The following is a 15,678-nucleotide window of genomic DNA, read 5'->3' as shown; positions in this document are numbered from 1 at the left end:
CCGCAGGAATCCGCCCGGCGGCTGTTCGAAGTGGAGGCGCGGAGCGGCTCATACACGTATGAGACACGCAGCCACCGCCTCACTGCGCACGTGCCGGGCGATCTGCTGGAGGGAGACTCAACGGCGGCGGAAGTGGAGGTGACTCGCGCCTATCTGCGCTGGTGCGAACGCACAGGGAGACCCGGAGACTGTCTGCGCCTGCTGACGGAAAGCCGCGACGGTGACGAAGCTGCCCGGCGCGAGACAGGCGGCGGTCCAGGCGGAGACGCAGGTGGGCATCCGTCTCTCGGCAGTGGGGGAAGTGGAGACGGTTGCCGTGAACGCCGAGACCGTCACCATCGCTCTTGCTCCTGGTGCTGTTGCCACGACGGTCCAGGCTATGAGCGGCACCGCTGCCAATGCTTCTTCCAATGGGTTCAGGGCGTGGGGCTCGTTCAGCGGCTTCAAGAAGGCCATGGGCTCGGCGGGCCCAGGGAAGGAGTGGCACCACATCATCGAGCAGACGCCGGGCAACGTGAAACGGTTCGGGTCCGAGTCCCTTCACAACACAGAGAACATCGTCTCGTTGGACAAGGGTATCCACACCCGCCTCAGCTCGATCTACTCGTCGATCCGCTACGACATCACGCAGTCGTATACGCTGACCGTACGGCAGTGGTTGAGCACTCAGTCCTACGAGGCCCAGCGCGAGTTCGGGCTGCTGGCCATCGAGAACGTAACGAAGGGGTTCTGGTGATGAAGTTGGAGGAGCTTGTCGAACAGTTCGCTCAGAACGTGGCCGCGCAGAACGATGCCATCCAGAGAGGCGATGCCAAGGCGGGGAACAAACATGCCAAGCAGTACACCGCCGCACTGATGGAACTACGGGCTCAGGGAAATGCTGGGCGAGATGCCCTCGCGGTGCTGTTGACGCACCCCCGAACGGATGTTCGCGCTATGGCGGCTGCGTTCCTACTCCGCTATCGGACAGCTGAATCCAGGGCGGTTTTGGAAGCGGCGGCGAAGGAGGGCGGAGTGGCGGCAATCGGAGCGATCATGACACTGAGGCGTTGGGATGATGGCACCTGGGCACTCGATCCGGAATAGCCCTTGGCAACGCCTCGAGAGCAAGTACACAGCCGCGATTTCGGAGCGGCAAGCGGGGCCCAGAGATGAATAGCCCAACAAGGTGGCTCCTGAAGAACGCTCAAGACCGTTCGTTTCCATCGAGGAAGCGATCGCCGCGTTCGACGCCGCGTTCGACAACTGACGCCGAGGCACCGCACGAGGAGAGGAGCACCCGGAGGAGTAGCACTCCAGGTCCGGCCAGACCCGAGCGAGCCGTGCGCGTGACATCACCCCCCGGACCTGTTGGACTCCCCTCGTCGTGACTGTGCCCGATTGAGGGGGGAGACATGCGGAACATCGGAATCATCGGCTCGGGAATCATTGGACTCCTGGCCGCACACGGCCTGCGCAAGGCGGGCCATCAGGTAACGCTCTATTCGGACAAGACGCCCGAGCAGTGGCTCCAGGTCCGGCCCACGGGTACGGCGGCGCGCTTCGACCTATCCCTGCAACTGGAGCGCGAGCTCGGCCTCAACCACTGGGATGCCCAGGTGCTCTGGGCCCAGGGGGTACACCTCCTCGTCTGCCCCGAGCCGCGCAATCGCCTGCTCACGCTGACGGGCCGCATGCGCCGTCCCTTCCAGGCCGTCGACGTGCGAATGCAGAGCCACCGGTGGATGAAGGACCTGGTCGAGCGCGGCGGGCGCATCGAGCTCGAGTCCGTGACGGTGGCGCGCCTGGAGGAGATCGCCGCCGCGCACGAGCTCACCCTGGTGGCGGCAGGCCGCGCGGAGCTGTGTCGGCTGTTCGAGCGGGACGCGGCTCGCAGCGTCTACAACGCGCCCCAGCGCCAGCTCACGCTGCTGTGCATCAAGGGCCCGAGGATGCGCTTCGACGACCTGCCCCTCGTCCCAGTGAAGTTCAACGTCTTCCCCGGAGTGGGCGAGGTCTTCTACATGCCCTACTTCCACAAGGACGTGGGCCCGAGCTGGAACGTGCTCGTGGAGGCGAAGCCGGGTGGGCCACTGGACCGGTTCCGCGAGGTCCGGAGCGGCGAGCAGGCGGTGGAGCTCGCCAAGGGGCTGTTCCGCGAGCTCATCCCCTGGGACGCCGACTGGTTCCGAGATGCCGAGCTGTCGGATCCACACGGCTGGCTGGTGGGCACGGTGACGCCCACGGTGCGCCGGCCCGTGGGGAGGCTGCCCTCGGGGCGCGAGGTGATGGGGCTGGGCGACACGGTGACGTCGTTGGACCCCATCGGCGGACAGGGGGCCAACAGCGGGTGCAAGCAGGTGCGCACGTTGCTCGAGTGCGTGGCCGAGCACGGGGACCGGCCCTTCGACGCGGCATGGATGAGCGCCACCTTCGAGCGCTTCTACGCGCGGCACGGACACCCGACGTACACCTTCAACAACCTTCTATTGGAGCCCCTCACCCCCTCCGCGCGCGAGCTGTTCATGGCGCAGTACGGCAGTGACGGCCGCGAGGGCAACCGGAGCGCAGAGCAGCAACTGGCCGACGCCTTCTCCGAGAACTTCAACGACCCCGCCACGCTGACGCCCGTGTTCCAGGACTCGCGCCGCATGCGGAGCTTCATCGCGGAGACCACCGGAGGGGCGTGGCTCGCGGCCCTGGCTCGGGGTGGGCTGGGCGTGGCGCGGGGCCAACTGCGCCAGAAGCTCGGCCTGGATCCGCGGCACCCGCCGCTCGTCTCCGCCCGTCCATGACTTCCCGCGTTAAACGAAGGTGAGAAGGGGGACGCAACTCGGGCTCCTCAGCGCGCGAGAATTCCTCAACGGATTTTCCCGAGCCTTTCGCCGGAGCCCCCCATGAATCCCATCGAGCGCGGTCGCAACCTGTTCAACACCGTGCGCACCGGCACGCAGCACGCGGTGGAGAAGGCGCAGCAGACCGTGGGCCAGGTGAGCAACACCGTGGCCGAGGGGGGCCGCCGGGTGGGCCAGTTCGTTGATGGCTTCGAGGACAAGGCCACGAACAGGCTCAGCGCGCTGGGCGGCCTCTTCGGGGGCTCGAAGCCGGACCGCGTGTACGACGGGCACCTGGTGGGCGCCGGCGGGAAGACGTTCCCTGCCGGCACTCCGCTGAGCCAGGTCCCGGGTGTCACCCCGCGCAACAATCCCAACCCTTCCGAGACGTTCATCTACGTCAACGGCATCTCCAATACGAAGGACCAGCAGCTCGGCAGCATGCAGCAGATCGCCGATCGCACCGGGGCTCGGGTGATTGGCGTGCACAATGCCACCGAGGGCATGGTCGCCGACCTCGCCCAGTGCGTGAAGGACAAGCTCGACAAGGGCCACAACCCGGCCGTGGACTCGCTGGCGGACAGCGTCTACGCGGAGCTGAAGGCGGGGCACTCGGTGCACCTGATGGCGCACAGCCAGGGCGGCCTCGTCACCAGCCGCGCCCTCAACGATGTGGCCAACCGGCTGCGCATCGAGGATGGGATGTCCAAGGGCGACGTGGAGAAGCTGCTGGGCCGGGTGAACGTGGAGACCTTCGGCGGTGCCGCCGGCCGCTACCCGGATGGCCCCAACTACGTGCACTACGTCAACACGAAGGACATCGTGCCCACGTGGTTCGGCCAGGGCAACGGCAAGGGCCTGGACGAGTGGATGCGTGACGCGGGCAAGGGCGCGGTGGTGCGCCGCTTCGAGCACGGCTCCGGCCTCCAGGGCACCCACGGGCTGAACGATGCCTACTTGCCGCAGCGCGTGCCCTTCGACCAGGCTCGTGCCGGCAAGTGACGGAGAACCACACCATGCTCCAGTGGCTGATGTCCGCGGTGGGCCTCGCGCTGTCCACACCTCCGCCCGCGAGCGGCGGCCCCATGACGCGCGAGGCGGCGCAGGAGCTCGTGCGCTGGTACTCGCGAGCCCAGGGCGCGGTGTTGAGCCCGGGCCTCAACCCACAGGGCTTCGGCGGCATCGCCGTGGGCGGGGCCCAGCTCTACTTCGAGTACCACGAGGACACGAAGTCGCTCGAGTGCAGCGCGCTCGTCTACCGCTTCCGCGAGCCGCCCAAGCCGGGCGTGCTGGAGGGCTTCGAGGCCGAGGCGCGCGAGGGCACGGACACGGGAGGTGGCACCGTGGACTACGAGCGCGAGAACCGTGGCCTCTTCCTCAGCCGCGTCTACACGCAGATGCCCGACGGCAAGGCCTTCGCCCAGGACATGAAGCGGCTGGGGAAGGCGAGCGTCGTGTGGGGGGACGAGGTGCTGGACCGGGTGGCCTCGCGCGTCTTCCACCCGGAGGAGCTCCAGAAACACTGAGTCGGCTTCACGCGGCGGTGAGGCGGTTTCCCCCCACGGGAGCGGGCGCAGGCGCGGGCTCGGGCTCGCGTGCGAGCGCCTCCACCCAGCGCTCCAAGGAGTCGAGCAGCTCGCTGCGGTATTCACCCTCCAGGGGCAGCAGCAGGCGCGCCAGACGCTCTTGCACCACTCCGTCAGCCTCGTCTCCCGCCACGCGGCCCTTCTCGGTGAGGCGCACCAGGACGTGCCGCTTGTCCGCGCGCGTGCCGCGGTGCCTCACGACGAGCCCCAACTCCTCCAGCCTGTCCAACAGGCGTGTCATGGGCGGCATGGCCAGGCCCATCCGCTCGGCCAGCGCGTTGACGGTGAGGAGCCCCTCGGCGTGAAGCCACCAGAGCGCCTGAAGCTGCCGAGGCTCGAGCTCCGCGTGGGGAATTTCGTCCAGGGGGTTCGCGAAGGCCCCCTGCCGGGCGATGTCAACGAAGAGATTCCTCAACCGCGCGACCACCACACGCACCTCTGACGCCAGTTCCGCCATGGGGATGCCTCCGTTGACTCCCCAAACGCGCGGGTCGCGCGGACATATCGCGATAGGCTTCCAATCCCTATGCGCTCCTCTTCCTTGTCCTTGGTTCTCCTGTTGGGTGTGCTCTCCGGTGGTGGTCGAGCCCTGGCCGCGACACAAGACACTCCGGACGCGAGCTCCGGCTCGGCGAAGCAGGCGCGAGCCGACAAGGCTCCCGTGCCGTTGCCGGAGCCTCGCTGGAAGGGATTGCCCGGGTGGTTGGGTTTCGCGACGGTGAAGTCGGGTGCAAAGCATCAGCAGTACTGGACGCCCGAGCATCCGGACGCGCGGGCCGTGCTTTTCTCAGACTTTTGGAAGGCTGTTCCCACGGGGACGAAGGTGACACTCCTCTCCACCGCGGGCGTACGGGAGGGCACGTACCTGGGCACCTCGGACGTGCACTACGGCTGCGAGGAGAACACGGCCACGCTCGCGGGCTTCGGCGCCGCCGAGCCCTTACCCGAAGGCCCTGTCTGGATTCTCCCGCCCGGGAGCGCCGAGGGCGCCACCTCGCTGCCGGTGAAGGAGGTGCCGGCGAACACGCTGGGCGTCGCGCTCCCCAGGGGCAAGACGGCGGCGAGCAAGGACGTCCGGGCCTTCGAGGCCGGGGGACTCAGCTTCCTGCTCACGAAGACGGGCAAGCTGCGCGGGCAGCTCACCGTGTACCTCCAGGGCCGGCGTGTCGCGGCCAAGGCCCTCGCCAAGGGAGACATGGCGGGCAGCGAGAAGACGCCGCTGAACCTCTATGACGACAAGATGGAGGTGGACGTGCCGCGACCGCTGGCCGCGTACCAGCTTGGCCAGACGGGGCCCGTGGTGGTGGTGCTCGGCTTCCGCAGCTACGAGGGGCACCACTTCATGTTGGCCGTGCGGCGCGGCGACAAGGCCGAGCTCATCCTGGAAGACGACGAGGCCCTCTACTTCTGCGCCTTCTGAGCCCCGGGCGCCGCGCGCTGGAGCGCCTCCTGGAAGGGCTCCGGGTCCAGGTAGACGCGGATGAGCTCGCCGGTGCGCGAGAAGAGCTTCACCACCTCGGCGGTGAAGTGCATGTACTTGCTGTGCGTGAGGATGCTCACGCTCTTGAGCGCCGAGCGGTTGGCGCTGAACCACTCGGTCCAGGCCTCCTGCACGGGCAGGTTGGCCCCGGTGACCTCATCCATCTCGAAGAACAGCTCCACGGGGGCGTAGCGGCGGATGTCCTCGCGCAGCTCGTCCATGGGCGCGGTGCCGAACTCGCCCTTGTCATTGCCCACGATGAAGATGGACACCACCCCCGGGCGTGGCCGCTGGTAGGTGAAGCTGCACCGCTCGCTCGACAACCGCACCGCGCCGTCTTCCAGCGTCTCTCGTTTGAACGACACCCCGTCCTCCTGGCCGCCACGGGAGCGAGGGTTCCCGCTTCTCGCGTGGCCGCCCCGGGTCGCTCCGAAACACAGCAATCTCCGGGCCATTTCAACCACCCTTGTGCGTCCGAGGAGTTGGCGGGCCCTGGGCATGGGCGTATCGGTCGAAACGAACTACTGTTCGTTCAAAATGAAAAAGTCGCCCATGCGAGCCGAGGACCTGCGTATCGACATGCTGCTGGGGGTGGACCCACGGGAGGGTGTCCGCTTCGCGGGCGAGCGGGCGCTCATCCTGGACGCGGTAGCGATGGGGATGCTGCGCAAGCAACTGGTGGAGATGCTGGGCCTTGCGGGGGCGAGGGCGGTGCTGACGCGCTTCGGCTACGCCCACGGCTGGCGCATGGCGGAAGCGCTGCGTACCGGCTTCCAATGGAGCAGCGACGCCGAGTGGCAGGCGGCCGGGGGGCTCATCCACACCCTACAAGGGCTCATCCGCATCCGGCGGGAGGACAGCGACCCCCTAGCGGCCCGGGGCGCCACCGTCGAGGACTCATACGAGGCGGAGCAGCACCTGTTGCACCTGGGGCGCGCGCAGTCCCCCTCGTGCTGGACCCAGTGCGGCTTCGCCAGCGGCTACATGAGCCGAGCGGCGGGCCGGCCCATCTACGTCCTGGAGGACCGGTGCGTGGCGAGGGGAGACGCCGCGTGCCACTTCGCGGGTCGGACGTTGGAGGAGTGGGGGAGCCAGCTCGAGGAGCACCTGCCGTACTTCCAGGGCGAGGTGCTCGACGCCTCGCTGCACCAGGTGGCGAGCGCGCTCAAGCGCACGGAGCGCAAGCTGCGCGAGCGGGCGAGGGCGCTGGAGCAAGTGGTGGGCGAGCCGGAGGGGCCTGGCGGGCTGGTGGCGCGCAGTCCGGGGATGCGGCGCGTGGTGGACCTGGCGAAGCGGGCAGCGAGGAGCGAGGCCACGGTGCTCGTCATTGGCGAGAGCGGCACGGGGAAGGAGCGCGTGGCGAGGCGGGTGCACGAGGAGTCGGCGCGGGCGGCGGGGCCGCTGGTGGCCATCAGCTGCGCGGCGCTGACGGAGTCGCTGCTGGAGGCGGAGCTGTTCGGCCATGCGCGAGGGGCCTTCACGGGGGCGACGCACGAGCGCGTGGGGCTGCTGGAGGCGGCGGCGGGCGGGACGCTCTTCCTGGATGAGATTGGCGAGATGCCGCTGGGCATGCAGGCGAAGCTGCTGCGCGCGTTGCAGGAGCGCGAGGTGCGGCGGGTGGGGGAGAACCACTCACGGCCCATCGACGTGCGCGTGGTGGCGGCGACGAACCGGCCCCTGGCCGAGGAGGTGGCGGCGGGGCGCTTCCGCAAGGACCTGTACTACCGGCTGCGGGTGGTGGAGCTGACGGTGCCGCCGTTGCGCGAGCGGCGCGAGGACATCCTCCCGCTGGCGCAGGTGTTCCTGGTGGACGCGGCCCGGCAGATGGGGCGCGCGGCGCCGGGTCTGGGCACGGACGTGGCGGATCAGCTCCAGCGGCACGACTGGCCGGGCAACGTGCGCGAGCTGCGCAACGCGATGGAGCGTGTGGTCGCGCTCTCGCGGGGGCCTCGCGTCGAGCTGGAGGACCTGCCCGAGGACGTTCGGGTGGCGCTGCCCGCCCCCGCGCTGACGGGGGCAGTGCGCACGCTGGAGGAACTGGAGCGCGAGTACATCCTCGCGGTGCTGGCGAGGAACGGGGGCAACCGGACGCGCACAGCGCAGGAGCTGGACATCGGCGCGACCACGCTCTACCGCAAGCTCAAGAGCTACGAGCGCGAGTCGCGCCGCCGGAAGCGGTGAACCACGCTGCCCTGCTCAGGGACAGAAGCGGCGTATCCAGCGGCGCATGTCCTCCATTCCCTCCTTGTCGTCGTGGACGAACCAGCCCGTGACTTCCTCCTCGTAGATGAAAGGCTCGAGCAGTCGAGCGAGGGCGAGGAGCTGGGGGGGAGGGCATTCCTGCGTGGTGTCGATGGCTTCGGGCCACTCTCCGAGGGTGAGCAGCACGCGTTCGTCATCAAGGGAGTGGAAGGAGATGTCTGAGAAGGGAAGCCGCTGCCGCAGACTCTCGAGACCTCCGAGTTGGCCCAACAAAGGCTGGCCGAGGAAGGTGAGCCAGTAGGCGCCTCGCGCGCGGGTTCCGAGGACCCGGCTGGTCTGCTCGAGGTTATAGATATCCAGGCCTGGATAGCGGTCGCGCAGTTCACGAACCGTACGGCGAGCTGCGTACCACCCCGTGTTGGGCGCGATGAGGGCGAGGCTGGTGTAGCCGAAGCTGAGGGGCAACTCGCGAGCGATCCCGAGGGCGAGGGCGCGGACTCGTGCGGGACCGTGCTCCATCAAGTACTCGGTGGGGAGGGTAAAACTCACGGCACAGGTGGAGTCCTCATCTTGAGCGAACAACGGGGCATCGAGCCGACGGCCGTAGTATTCGAAGTTGTAGCCGCCCGGCTCATCGCGCTGCTCCTGCAGATAGATGCTGCGGGAGACCGGGCAGGGACGTTCGAGCATGTCCTCACGGATGTGTCCCCATTCCTCGCCGTCGAGCGGCAGGGTGCCCCCTTCGGCTGCGACGTACCAATTCAAGGACCGGGGAGGAATGGCATGAAGATAGGTGTGCAGAGCCCTCCACACGGCTGGCGCCACTTCTGCGTGTGAGCGGCGCATGAAGAAGCAAAGGATGATGCCGTCACGGGCCACCAGGAAACCATTGTCCGTCCGTGCCCGGATGACGGGAATGCGTTCCTTCATCTGAATCGTCCTCATGGCGTGAGGAGGAAGACCTCTCCACCCAGCGCTTCCTTGTAGACCTCACCTTGATTCAAGCCGGAATAGGCGCTCTTTTGTCCATACTGCTTCCACTGCGCGGGGTTGGTGGGCGGACAAGGGAACTTGAAGTCGAGGATGATCACTGCCTGGAGGAGATTGTAGTCCTTGTGGAGCACGATATCGGGCTTGATGGTGCGCCACAGTTCGCGGGTACAGCCCTGGTCGATGAGGCGCTGCTCCTCCTCTTGGCTGATGGTCTCGATGAACCGGCTGGCCCGATAGTAGCGGTAGCGCTGTTCGATGCTGAAAGGGGCAGGCCAGAGTTCGGTGAGAACCTCGCGAGCGCATGCCAGGGCGATGACGTGCTTCTGTCGACCCAGGAGCATGGCTCGGGTGATGGGCTCACCGCAGCCGTCCACCTCCAACTCCTCGCCGCATTCCTCTCGCGTGGGCGCACGGTTTCCAAAGAGTGAGGAGTTGACCTGATACTCGGCCTGCCTGGCGCACTCCTTGAGGCTCTCTTCCAACTCGTCCACCTTCCCATGATTCCCGAGTACGACGAGGAGCACGGGGGCGACCCGGGCGAGCGAGGAAGCCACGGTCAGAGGCGCCGCGGAGGTCGTCGTCGTGCCCAGCAGGCTCGCGTGACGCACGCGGGCGACGGACTCCGTGTCGAGGCGCAGGTCGCTGCGAGGACGCGCGCCGGAGCGAGCGGGATGGGTGGCGCAGGCTCCGAGGAGCATGCTGGCCAGGAGCATGCTCGTGAACCGCCAGCACGCGCTTCGGTCGGGATGGAGCCTGTTCGCATTCAGGGGCATGGGACAGGCACTCTAGCCACAATCCTGGCTACATCCCGTCTAGCAATCCCATCCGGTCCTTGATGCGCAGCACCCGTCGGACCGCCGCGTCCAGTTGCTCCGCCATCTTCGGCTCCGACCCGGCTAGCTTCGTCAGGATTCCGAAGTAGTCCAGGCCTCCTGACCAGTCCGGTGGCTCGGTGGTGAGGATGAGATCATTTCCCGCGAGGAAGGCCCGCCGCACCACCTCCTCGCGCTCGGTGCCAAGGTGCTCGGCCAGCGCGCGGATGGCCACGTCGTCCGTCACCGAAATCCATCCGCCCTCGTGGGCCATGGCGACGAGCGAGGGCTCGAGGATGGCGGGCGCCGGGCCGAACTTCTCGTAGACGATGTTCGACATCATCACGCCGCCGAGGAACCGCTCCGCCGCGCGGAACGCCGCCGCCTCCCGCCGCACGCGCTCCACCTCCCAGTCCGCGATGGCGTGGACATGGTCCGAGTCCGCGTCGAGGTCTCCATAGCCCGGGAAGTGCTTGCCAATGGAGACCACGCCCGCCTTCGACAGGCCTCGAGCGAATGCGGTGGCCTTCTGCTTCACCACCTCGAGGTCCCCGGAGAACGCGCGCCCGTTGCGGAACATGTGCCCCTTGGGTGACACGTCGAACACGGGCGCGAGGTTCATGTTGAGCCCCACCTCTCGCATCGCCTTCCCGACGCGCACGCCCCAGCTCTCGACCTCGGCGTCCTCCATCGTGGCCATCTCCCGTGCGGATGGGAGCGCCCCGAGCGCGGGGTGTCGGCTGAGACGGTTGAAGCCGCCTCCTTCGATGTCCACCGCGAAGAAGGGATGCACCCGGGCGCGCTCGCGGGACGAGCGGATGCGCTCCTTCGCCGCGTCGAGCTTGCGCAGCGTCCCACCCACGAACAGCACCCCGCCCACCTCCACCGGGTTCTGCTTGCCGACCTGCGGGTAGGCGAGCAGCAACTGCCCCACCTTCTCGCGCAAGGACAGAGACTGGAGGACTCGCTCCACGCGGGCCTCGTCGGGCGCGCGGTCATGGAAGCCCGGTTGCTTTCCCGAGGCCGCGGCCTCTCCGGCTACGACGGACAGAACGAGCGTCAGGAAGATGAGCGATGAACGGAGCACGCCTCGCATGGCGGCACAGTCTTCCATGGAGGAGTTCGTCAGCCCGAACAGATTCAGAGGCATTCGATGGCATGTCCGGTCGCGAGCACGGCGGGCGGCCGGGCTACCGATGGGTTTTCTGAGCCTCTTCGTGGCTCACAGCGCGCCGCCGCGGCGCAGCTCGCGCACCACGGCCACCACGTACAGCGTGATGGACACCCCGAGCAGCAGGCTGCCCAGCATGTAGAAGCCCACGAAGCTGGCGCGGATGGAGAAGAGGATGGGCAGCATCAACAATAGGCCCACCACGGTGAGCAGGACGGCAGCGCGGATGAGTTTGTCGGGCGAGGGCGCGTGCATGGCAAGGCTCACGGGTTCGCGGTGACGCGGGTGGGGGCGCGGGTCGGCCGGGGCGGGTGTGGCAGCCCATGGCAGGTGAAGCAATTCATCTCATCATTCGCGAGCTGCTTCCCCAGCGCCTTGTGGCTGTCCACCCGGAGGAAGGCGGGCGCGGTGGCGTGACAGGCCAGACAGTTGGCATTGGGGTAGGTGCCCTTGTACGTGATGGGCTCCTTCCACGTGTCCGTCACGTACAGCAGCCAGTGGCGGAAACCGTCTCGCTTGGACTCCACGGTGCCGAAGATGCCGTAGCCCGTGTGGCACGCGTAGCACTGCTTGGCGGGGATGGCGCCCGAGCGGTAGTGCCGCGCCGCCAGCGTGGCGCTCTGGGAGTTGTGCATGTCCGCCACGAAGGGGTCCATCACGTGGCAGGACTGACAGGCTTCCACTGCCTTCATCGACTCGAACATGTGCCCTGTGGTGCCCAGCAGCGCCACGCCTGGCAGCACGAAGAGACCCAGCAGCAGCGTCCACCGGTACGTGGAGCGCGCCATGCTCGACTTGAAGACAAACTCCACCAGCAGCAGCCCCAGCACCGCCACACCAATGCACAGCAGTGCGACCACCTCCAGCGTGCCGCCCAGGGTGGCACCGTGAGGAGGCTCGGGAGCGACCATCGCCCACACGGACCAGGCGCTCATCACGTGCCCTCCTTCACGTGCTCCACCCGCACCGCGGCCAGCTTGTACTCGGGCTGCGCGGAGGTGGGGTCCAGGTAGTCGCTCGTCGCCGCGTTCACCAGGTGCTCCGTCGAGTGCATCAGCGCGAACACCACCCCGGGCCGCACCCGCATGCTGGGCAGGGCCTTGAGCCGCACCGAGCCGCGCGTGCTCGTCACCTGCACCATGTCCCCCTCCTTCACGCCCATTACCGCCGCGTCGCCGGGGTGAATTTCGAGGTAGTCGATGTCAATGCTCTGCAGCTGCGCAATCCGTCCCGTGAGGGTGGCGGTGTGCCAGTGCTCCAACCGGCGCCCGGTGGTCAGGGTCATCGGGTAGTCGCTCGTGAGCTCCTCCCGGAAGGGGCCTTGCTCGGAGAGGTAGACGATGGCGCGTCCGTCCGGTCGGGCGTAGAAGTCGATGCGCCCCTCCTTCTTCGCCAGCGGATCCTCCCCCGGTACGTAGCGGCGGCAGGTGCCTGGGTGTTGCTCGGTGGGGCAAGGCCAGGTGAGGCCCGGTAGCGCCTTCAGCCGCGCGTAGGTCATGCCACGGAAGTCGTAGGGGGTACCGGCGGAAATCATCCGCCACTCGTCCCAGACCGCCTCGGGTGTGCGAGCCTTCAGCAGCGCGCCATGGCCGAGCCGCTCGCCGAGCGCCACGAGGATGTCCAGGTCCGAGCGTGCCTCGCCCGGGGGCTCCACCAGCTTCTCCACCAGGTGGTAGCGACGCTCGGACTGCGAGAGGACACCCTCCTTCTCCGACCACATGGCCGCGGGGAAGAAGACGTCGGCGTATTGCGCGGTGTCGGTGGGGAAGATGGAGTCGCTGACGACGAGAAAGGCCTTCTCCATGCCCACGCGGTAGCGGTCCGCGTTGGGCAGCGAGCGCGCCGGGTTGGTGGCCATCACCAGGGCCGCGCGCACCTTGCCCTCGCGCATGGCCTCGAAGAGCGGTACGGCGGACAGGCCCGGGTTGGGCGAGATGCGGCCCTCGGGCAGACCCCAGAGCTTCTCCATCTCGTGTCTGTCTTTCTCCTTGGTGACGACCCGCCCGGCCGGCAGCGCGTGCGCCAGCGAGCCCGTGTCGCGCACGCCTCCTCCCGCGTTGGTCTGGCCCGTCAGCGAGAAGGGTCCCGTCCCAGGGCGGCCGATCTGCCCGGTGAGCAGGTGCAGCGCCATCATCATCCGGTTGGCCGCCACGCCGTGCGTCTGCTGGTTGAGCCCCATGGTCCAGAAGCTCATCGCCGCTTGGGAGATGCCGAAGAGGCGCGCGGCCTCGCGAATCTCCGCCGTGGACAGGCCGCACAGGTTGGCCACCTTCTCCAGCGCGTAGTCCTCGAGGAACTTCTGGAAGTTCTCCAGGGTGAGCGGCGGCGAGTCCGCCGTGCCCTTGCGGAAGGTGACGAAGTTGTTGATGAAGGTCGAGTCCACGAGCCCGGTGCGCAGCAGTTCGTAGGTCATGGCGTTGAGCAGCGCCACGTCCGTGCCGGGCCGTATCTGCAGGTGCAGGGTGGCGTCGCGGGCGGTGGGCGTGCGCCTGGGGTCCACCACGATGACTCGTGTCTGAGGCGCGGTGCGCAGGCGATCGCGCACACGCTCCCAGACGACCGGGTGGCACTCGGCCATGTTGGCGCCGATGACGAAGAAGAGCGTGGCGTGCTCGATGTCGTCGTAGCAGCCCGAGGGCTCGTCCGCGCCGAACACGGACTTGTAACCGAACGCCGCCGAGGCCATGCACAGGCGCGGGTTGCCATCGACGTTGTTCGTCCCGATGCCGCCCTTGAACAACTTGTTGGCGGTGTAGCTCTCCTGGGTGAAGAGCTGCCCCGAGCCGTAGAAGGCCACCGCGTCCGGCCCTCCCTGGGCAATGGCCTCGCGGAAGCCGGCAGCCGCGGCGTCGAGCGCCTCGTCCCAGGAGACGCGCACGAGCTGCCCGTTCTTGCGCACCATGGGGTACTGCGCCCGGTCCGAGACGTAGAGGATCTCCCGGTTGAGCAGACCCTTGATGCACAGCCGGCCCCGGTTCCACCCTTCTTGCAGGCCCTCGACCTTCACGACCTTTCCGTCGCGCAAGCCCACCCGCGTCTCGCAGCCCGAGCCGCAGAAGCGGCACACGCTCTTGTGCCAGGAGTCGACCGGGATGGCCTCCTCGCGCGTCCAGCCGATGCACCCAGGCCCTATCAGTCCCGTGGCCGCGGTCGCGCCGAAATAGTGGAGGAGCTCTCGCCTCGTCAGGTTCATGGTGTCCCTCCCGAGGCCCGACATCTCACCCCAGGCCCGGGGACACCGCGTGCGCGTGTGTGTCGAAAGTCACCGGGCTGTCTGCTCATCGACGGCCCGGGGGCGACTTCGCGCGTGGGATGCTGGCGGGTGAACGCTACCGCCAGCGGAGCGTGTGGCTCAGCGGCCCACGGCGCTCGGGGCCAGCGGCTTGAAGCGCACCACGAGGAACGGCGGCTGGGTGCCGGCCTTGCCCAGGTTGAGCACCGCGTGCCGGTGCAACTGGTTCACCGTCACGTAGAAATACCCGTCCGGCCCGTAGCTCAGTCCATCCGGCCACTGCAGCAGCTCGTCCCGCACGTACGGCTCGTAGCTCCCGTCCGGCTTCGTCACGCCGATGGCCGTGGCGCCCAGGTCGGTGATGTACAGGTTCCCCGCCGAGTCGATGCTCATTCCATCACTCACCGCCTTCTTCCCGTACCGCTCCACCTTCTTGCCCAACGCCTCCGGGGACTGGTTCGGGTCGATGACGTCCTTCATCGGCACGCGCCACACCGTCTCGCCGCTCATGGAGCCGAAGTAGAGCCACTCGCTCTTGGGATCCAACGCGATGGGGTTGAAGCCCAGCCGTGGCTCCACCGGACCGCCCTGCTTGCCGGGCACGGTGATCTTCCGGCCTTCGACCGAGAGCGAGACGTCCTCGGGCTGGAGGCTCGGATGGCCCTGGAGCACGCGCCGGCCCTGGCCCGCCTTCAGGTCCACCACCACCAGCGCGGGCATGCTCTCTCCGACCAGGTCACCCCGACCCATGTCCGAGAGCACCGCCACGCCCCGGTCGGCGTCCACCACCAGGTCCTGCAGGAACGAGTTGGGAACTGCCACGGGCTGGGGCAGCGGAATCGTCTTCACGAGCGTCTCGCCGCGCGTGTCCCAGCCCACCAGCTTCGCGCCCTCGCCGCCGCCCTTGCCGTTGTCGAGGATCCACAACACCCCGTTCTTGTCCGACTCGACGCCAATCACTGTCTGGAGGCCCGTACCCTCCGCGCCAGGAGCGCTGGCCCACTGCTCGGTGGGGTAGGGGCGCGTGGTGCCACCCGGCAGCAGCTCCACCACCGCGTGCTTCGGCCCGCCGAAGGGGTGCTGGCTGAGGAAGATGCGGCCCTCGGGGGTGATGGCGATGTTGCCCGGCGTCTGCTCGAGGCGGGCGACCACCTCCAGGCCCGAGGGGTGCTTGTCCAGCGCGGGGAAGCGCTCATGCATGGCCGCCGTTCCGCGCTCCTCCTGGACGCCCTGTTGCGCCGTCTTGCCGCTCGTGGCGCAGCCAGCGGAGAGGATGCCCAGGAGCAACAGCGCCCGGGGTGTGCATGATTGAATCGACATGGTTCGAACCTCCGAGTTGAAAGGGGGCGCGCACGTTAAGCGAGAGCGGCCCCGTGTCCGAAGCCGTCC

The 15,678-nt window shown here is 68.0% G+C and carries 16 protein-coding genes; 7 read left to right on the top strand and 9 right to left on the bottom strand.

The genetic code is table 11. From position 1 onward, the window contains the following. Nucleotides 1–220 precede the first annotated feature (220 nt). The 5 genes from F0U60_RS51750 to F0U60_RS51730 all read left to right on the top strand — a co-directional run bounded on the left by F0U60_RS51750 (nt 221) and on the right by F0U60_RS51730 (nt 4,339). Nucleotides 221–736 (top strand): hypothetical protein, encoded by a 516-nt coding sequence (locus tag F0U60_RS51750; RefSeq protein ID WP_395811934.1) that lies wholly within the window; start codon nt 221–223, stop codon nt 734–736. Further along, entirely contained in the window at nt 736–1,086 is a 351-nt protein-coding gene (locus F0U60_RS51745; RefSeq protein WP_395811933.1) for a DUF2019 domain-containing protein, read from the top strand. The genes F0U60_RS51750 and F0U60_RS51745 overlap by 1 nt, the downstream gene beginning before the upstream one ends. Before the next feature lie 308 nt (nt 1,087–1,394). After that, nucleotides 1,395–2,774 (top strand): styrene monooxygenase/indole monooxygenase family protein, encoded by a 1,380-nt coding sequence (locus F0U60_RS51740; protein WP_395811932.1) that lies wholly within the window; start codon nt 1,395–1,397, stop codon nt 2,772–2,774. Nucleotides 2,775–2,876: 102 nt separating this feature from the next. After that, nucleotides 2,877–3,815 carry a hypothetical protein gene (locus tag F0U60_RS51735; protein ID WP_395811931.1) on the top strand — a complete coding sequence of 313 codons (939 nt, stop codon included), beginning with the start codon at nt 2,877–2,879 and terminating at the stop codon, nt 3,813–3,815. Nucleotides 3,816–3,898: 83 nt separating this feature from the next. Then, entirely contained in the window at nt 3,899–4,339 is a 441-nt protein-coding gene (locus F0U60_RS51730) for a type III secretion system chaperone (protein WP_395825833.1), read from the top strand. Nucleotides 4,340–4,346: 7 nt separating this feature from the next. Here the strand turns inward: F0U60_RS51730 and F0U60_RS51725 are convergent, their stop codons facing one another. Further along, entirely contained in the window at nt 4,347–4,856 is a 510-nt protein-coding gene (locus tag F0U60_RS51725) for a MarR family winged helix-turn-helix transcriptional regulator (protein ID WP_395811930.1), read from the bottom strand. An 84-nt stretch (nt 4,857–4,940) separates the two neighbouring features. Here F0U60_RS51725 and F0U60_RS51720 point away from each other — a divergent pair, with 84 nt between their 5' ends. Continuing rightward, nucleotides 4,941–5,819, top strand: coding sequence for a hypothetical protein (locus tag F0U60_RS51720; protein WP_395811929.1), 879 nt, complete (start codon nt 4,941–4,943; stop codon nt 5,817–5,819). Here F0U60_RS51720 and F0U60_RS51715 read toward each other — a convergent pair. Continuing rightward, nucleotides 5,801–6,244: a hypothetical protein gene (locus F0U60_RS51715; protein WP_395811928.1), complete on the bottom strand. Its 444-nt coding sequence runs from the start codon at nt 6,242–6,244 to the stop codon at nt 5,801–5,803. The two genes, F0U60_RS51720 and F0U60_RS51715, sit on opposite strands and share 19 nt — an antisense overlap. 187 nt (nt 6,245–6,431) lie before the next feature. Here F0U60_RS51715 and F0U60_RS51710 point away from each other — a divergent pair, with 187 nt between their 5' ends. Then, nucleotides 6,432–8,060, top strand: a complete 1,629-nt coding sequence (locus F0U60_RS51710; RefSeq protein WP_395811927.1) for a sigma 54-interacting transcriptional regulator — start codon at nt 6,432–6,434, stop codon at nt 8,058–8,060. A gap of 15 nt (nt 8,061–8,075) precedes the next feature. Here the strand turns inward: F0U60_RS51710 and F0U60_RS51705 are convergent, their stop codons facing one another. The 7 genes from F0U60_RS51705 to F0U60_RS51675 form a co-directional block, all read right to left on the bottom strand. Beyond that, nucleotides 8,076–9,011, bottom strand: coding sequence for a DUF3396 domain-containing protein (locus F0U60_RS51705; protein WP_395811926.1), 936 nt, complete (start codon nt 9,009–9,011; stop codon nt 8,076–8,078). Nucleotides 9,012–9,022: 11 nt separating this feature from the next. Beyond that, nucleotides 9,023–9,787, bottom strand: a complete 765-nt coding sequence (locus tag F0U60_RS51700; RefSeq protein ID WP_395811925.1) for a hypothetical protein — start codon at nt 9,785–9,787, stop codon at nt 9,023–9,025. 88 nt (nt 9,788–9,875) lie between these two features. Continuing rightward, nucleotides 9,876–11,036 (bottom strand): glycoside hydrolase family 3 N-terminal domain-containing protein, encoded by a 1,161-nt coding sequence (locus tag F0U60_RS51695; RefSeq protein ID WP_395811924.1) that lies wholly within the window; start codon nt 11,034–11,036, stop codon nt 9,876–9,878. A gap of 72 nt (nt 11,037–11,108) precedes the next feature. Further along, entirely contained in the window at nt 11,109–11,312 is a 204-nt protein-coding gene (locus F0U60_RS51690) for a hypothetical protein (RefSeq protein WP_395811923.1), read from the bottom strand. An 8-nt stretch (nt 11,313–11,320) separates the two neighbouring features. Continuing rightward, complete coding sequence (locus F0U60_RS51685; RefSeq protein WP_395811922.1) at nt 11,321–11,992, bottom strand: multiheme c-type cytochrome; 672 nt, start codon at nt 11,990–11,992, stop codon at nt 11,321–11,323. Beyond that, nucleotides 11,992–14,250, bottom strand: coding sequence for a molybdopterin oxidoreductase family protein (locus F0U60_RS51680; RefSeq protein ID WP_395811921.1), 2,259 nt, complete (start codon nt 14,248–14,250; stop codon nt 11,992–11,994). Before F0U60_RS51680 ends, F0U60_RS51685 begins: the two co-directional genes overlap by 1 nt. 159 nt (nt 14,251–14,409) lie before the next feature. Further along, nucleotides 14,410–15,609 (bottom strand): L-dopachrome tautomerase-related protein, encoded by a 1,200-nt coding sequence (locus F0U60_RS51675; RefSeq protein ID WP_395811920.1) that lies wholly within the window; start codon nt 15,607–15,609, stop codon nt 14,410–14,412. Nucleotides 15,610–15,678 lie beyond the last annotated feature (69 nt).

Source organism: Archangium minus, assembly GCF_044360475.1.
GTDB lineage: Bacteria > Myxococcota > Myxococcia > Myxococcales > Myxococcaceae > Archangium > Archangium minus.
Note: the sequence above shows the minus strand (reverse complement) of the source record. Positions and strands in the feature narration are given on the sequence as shown.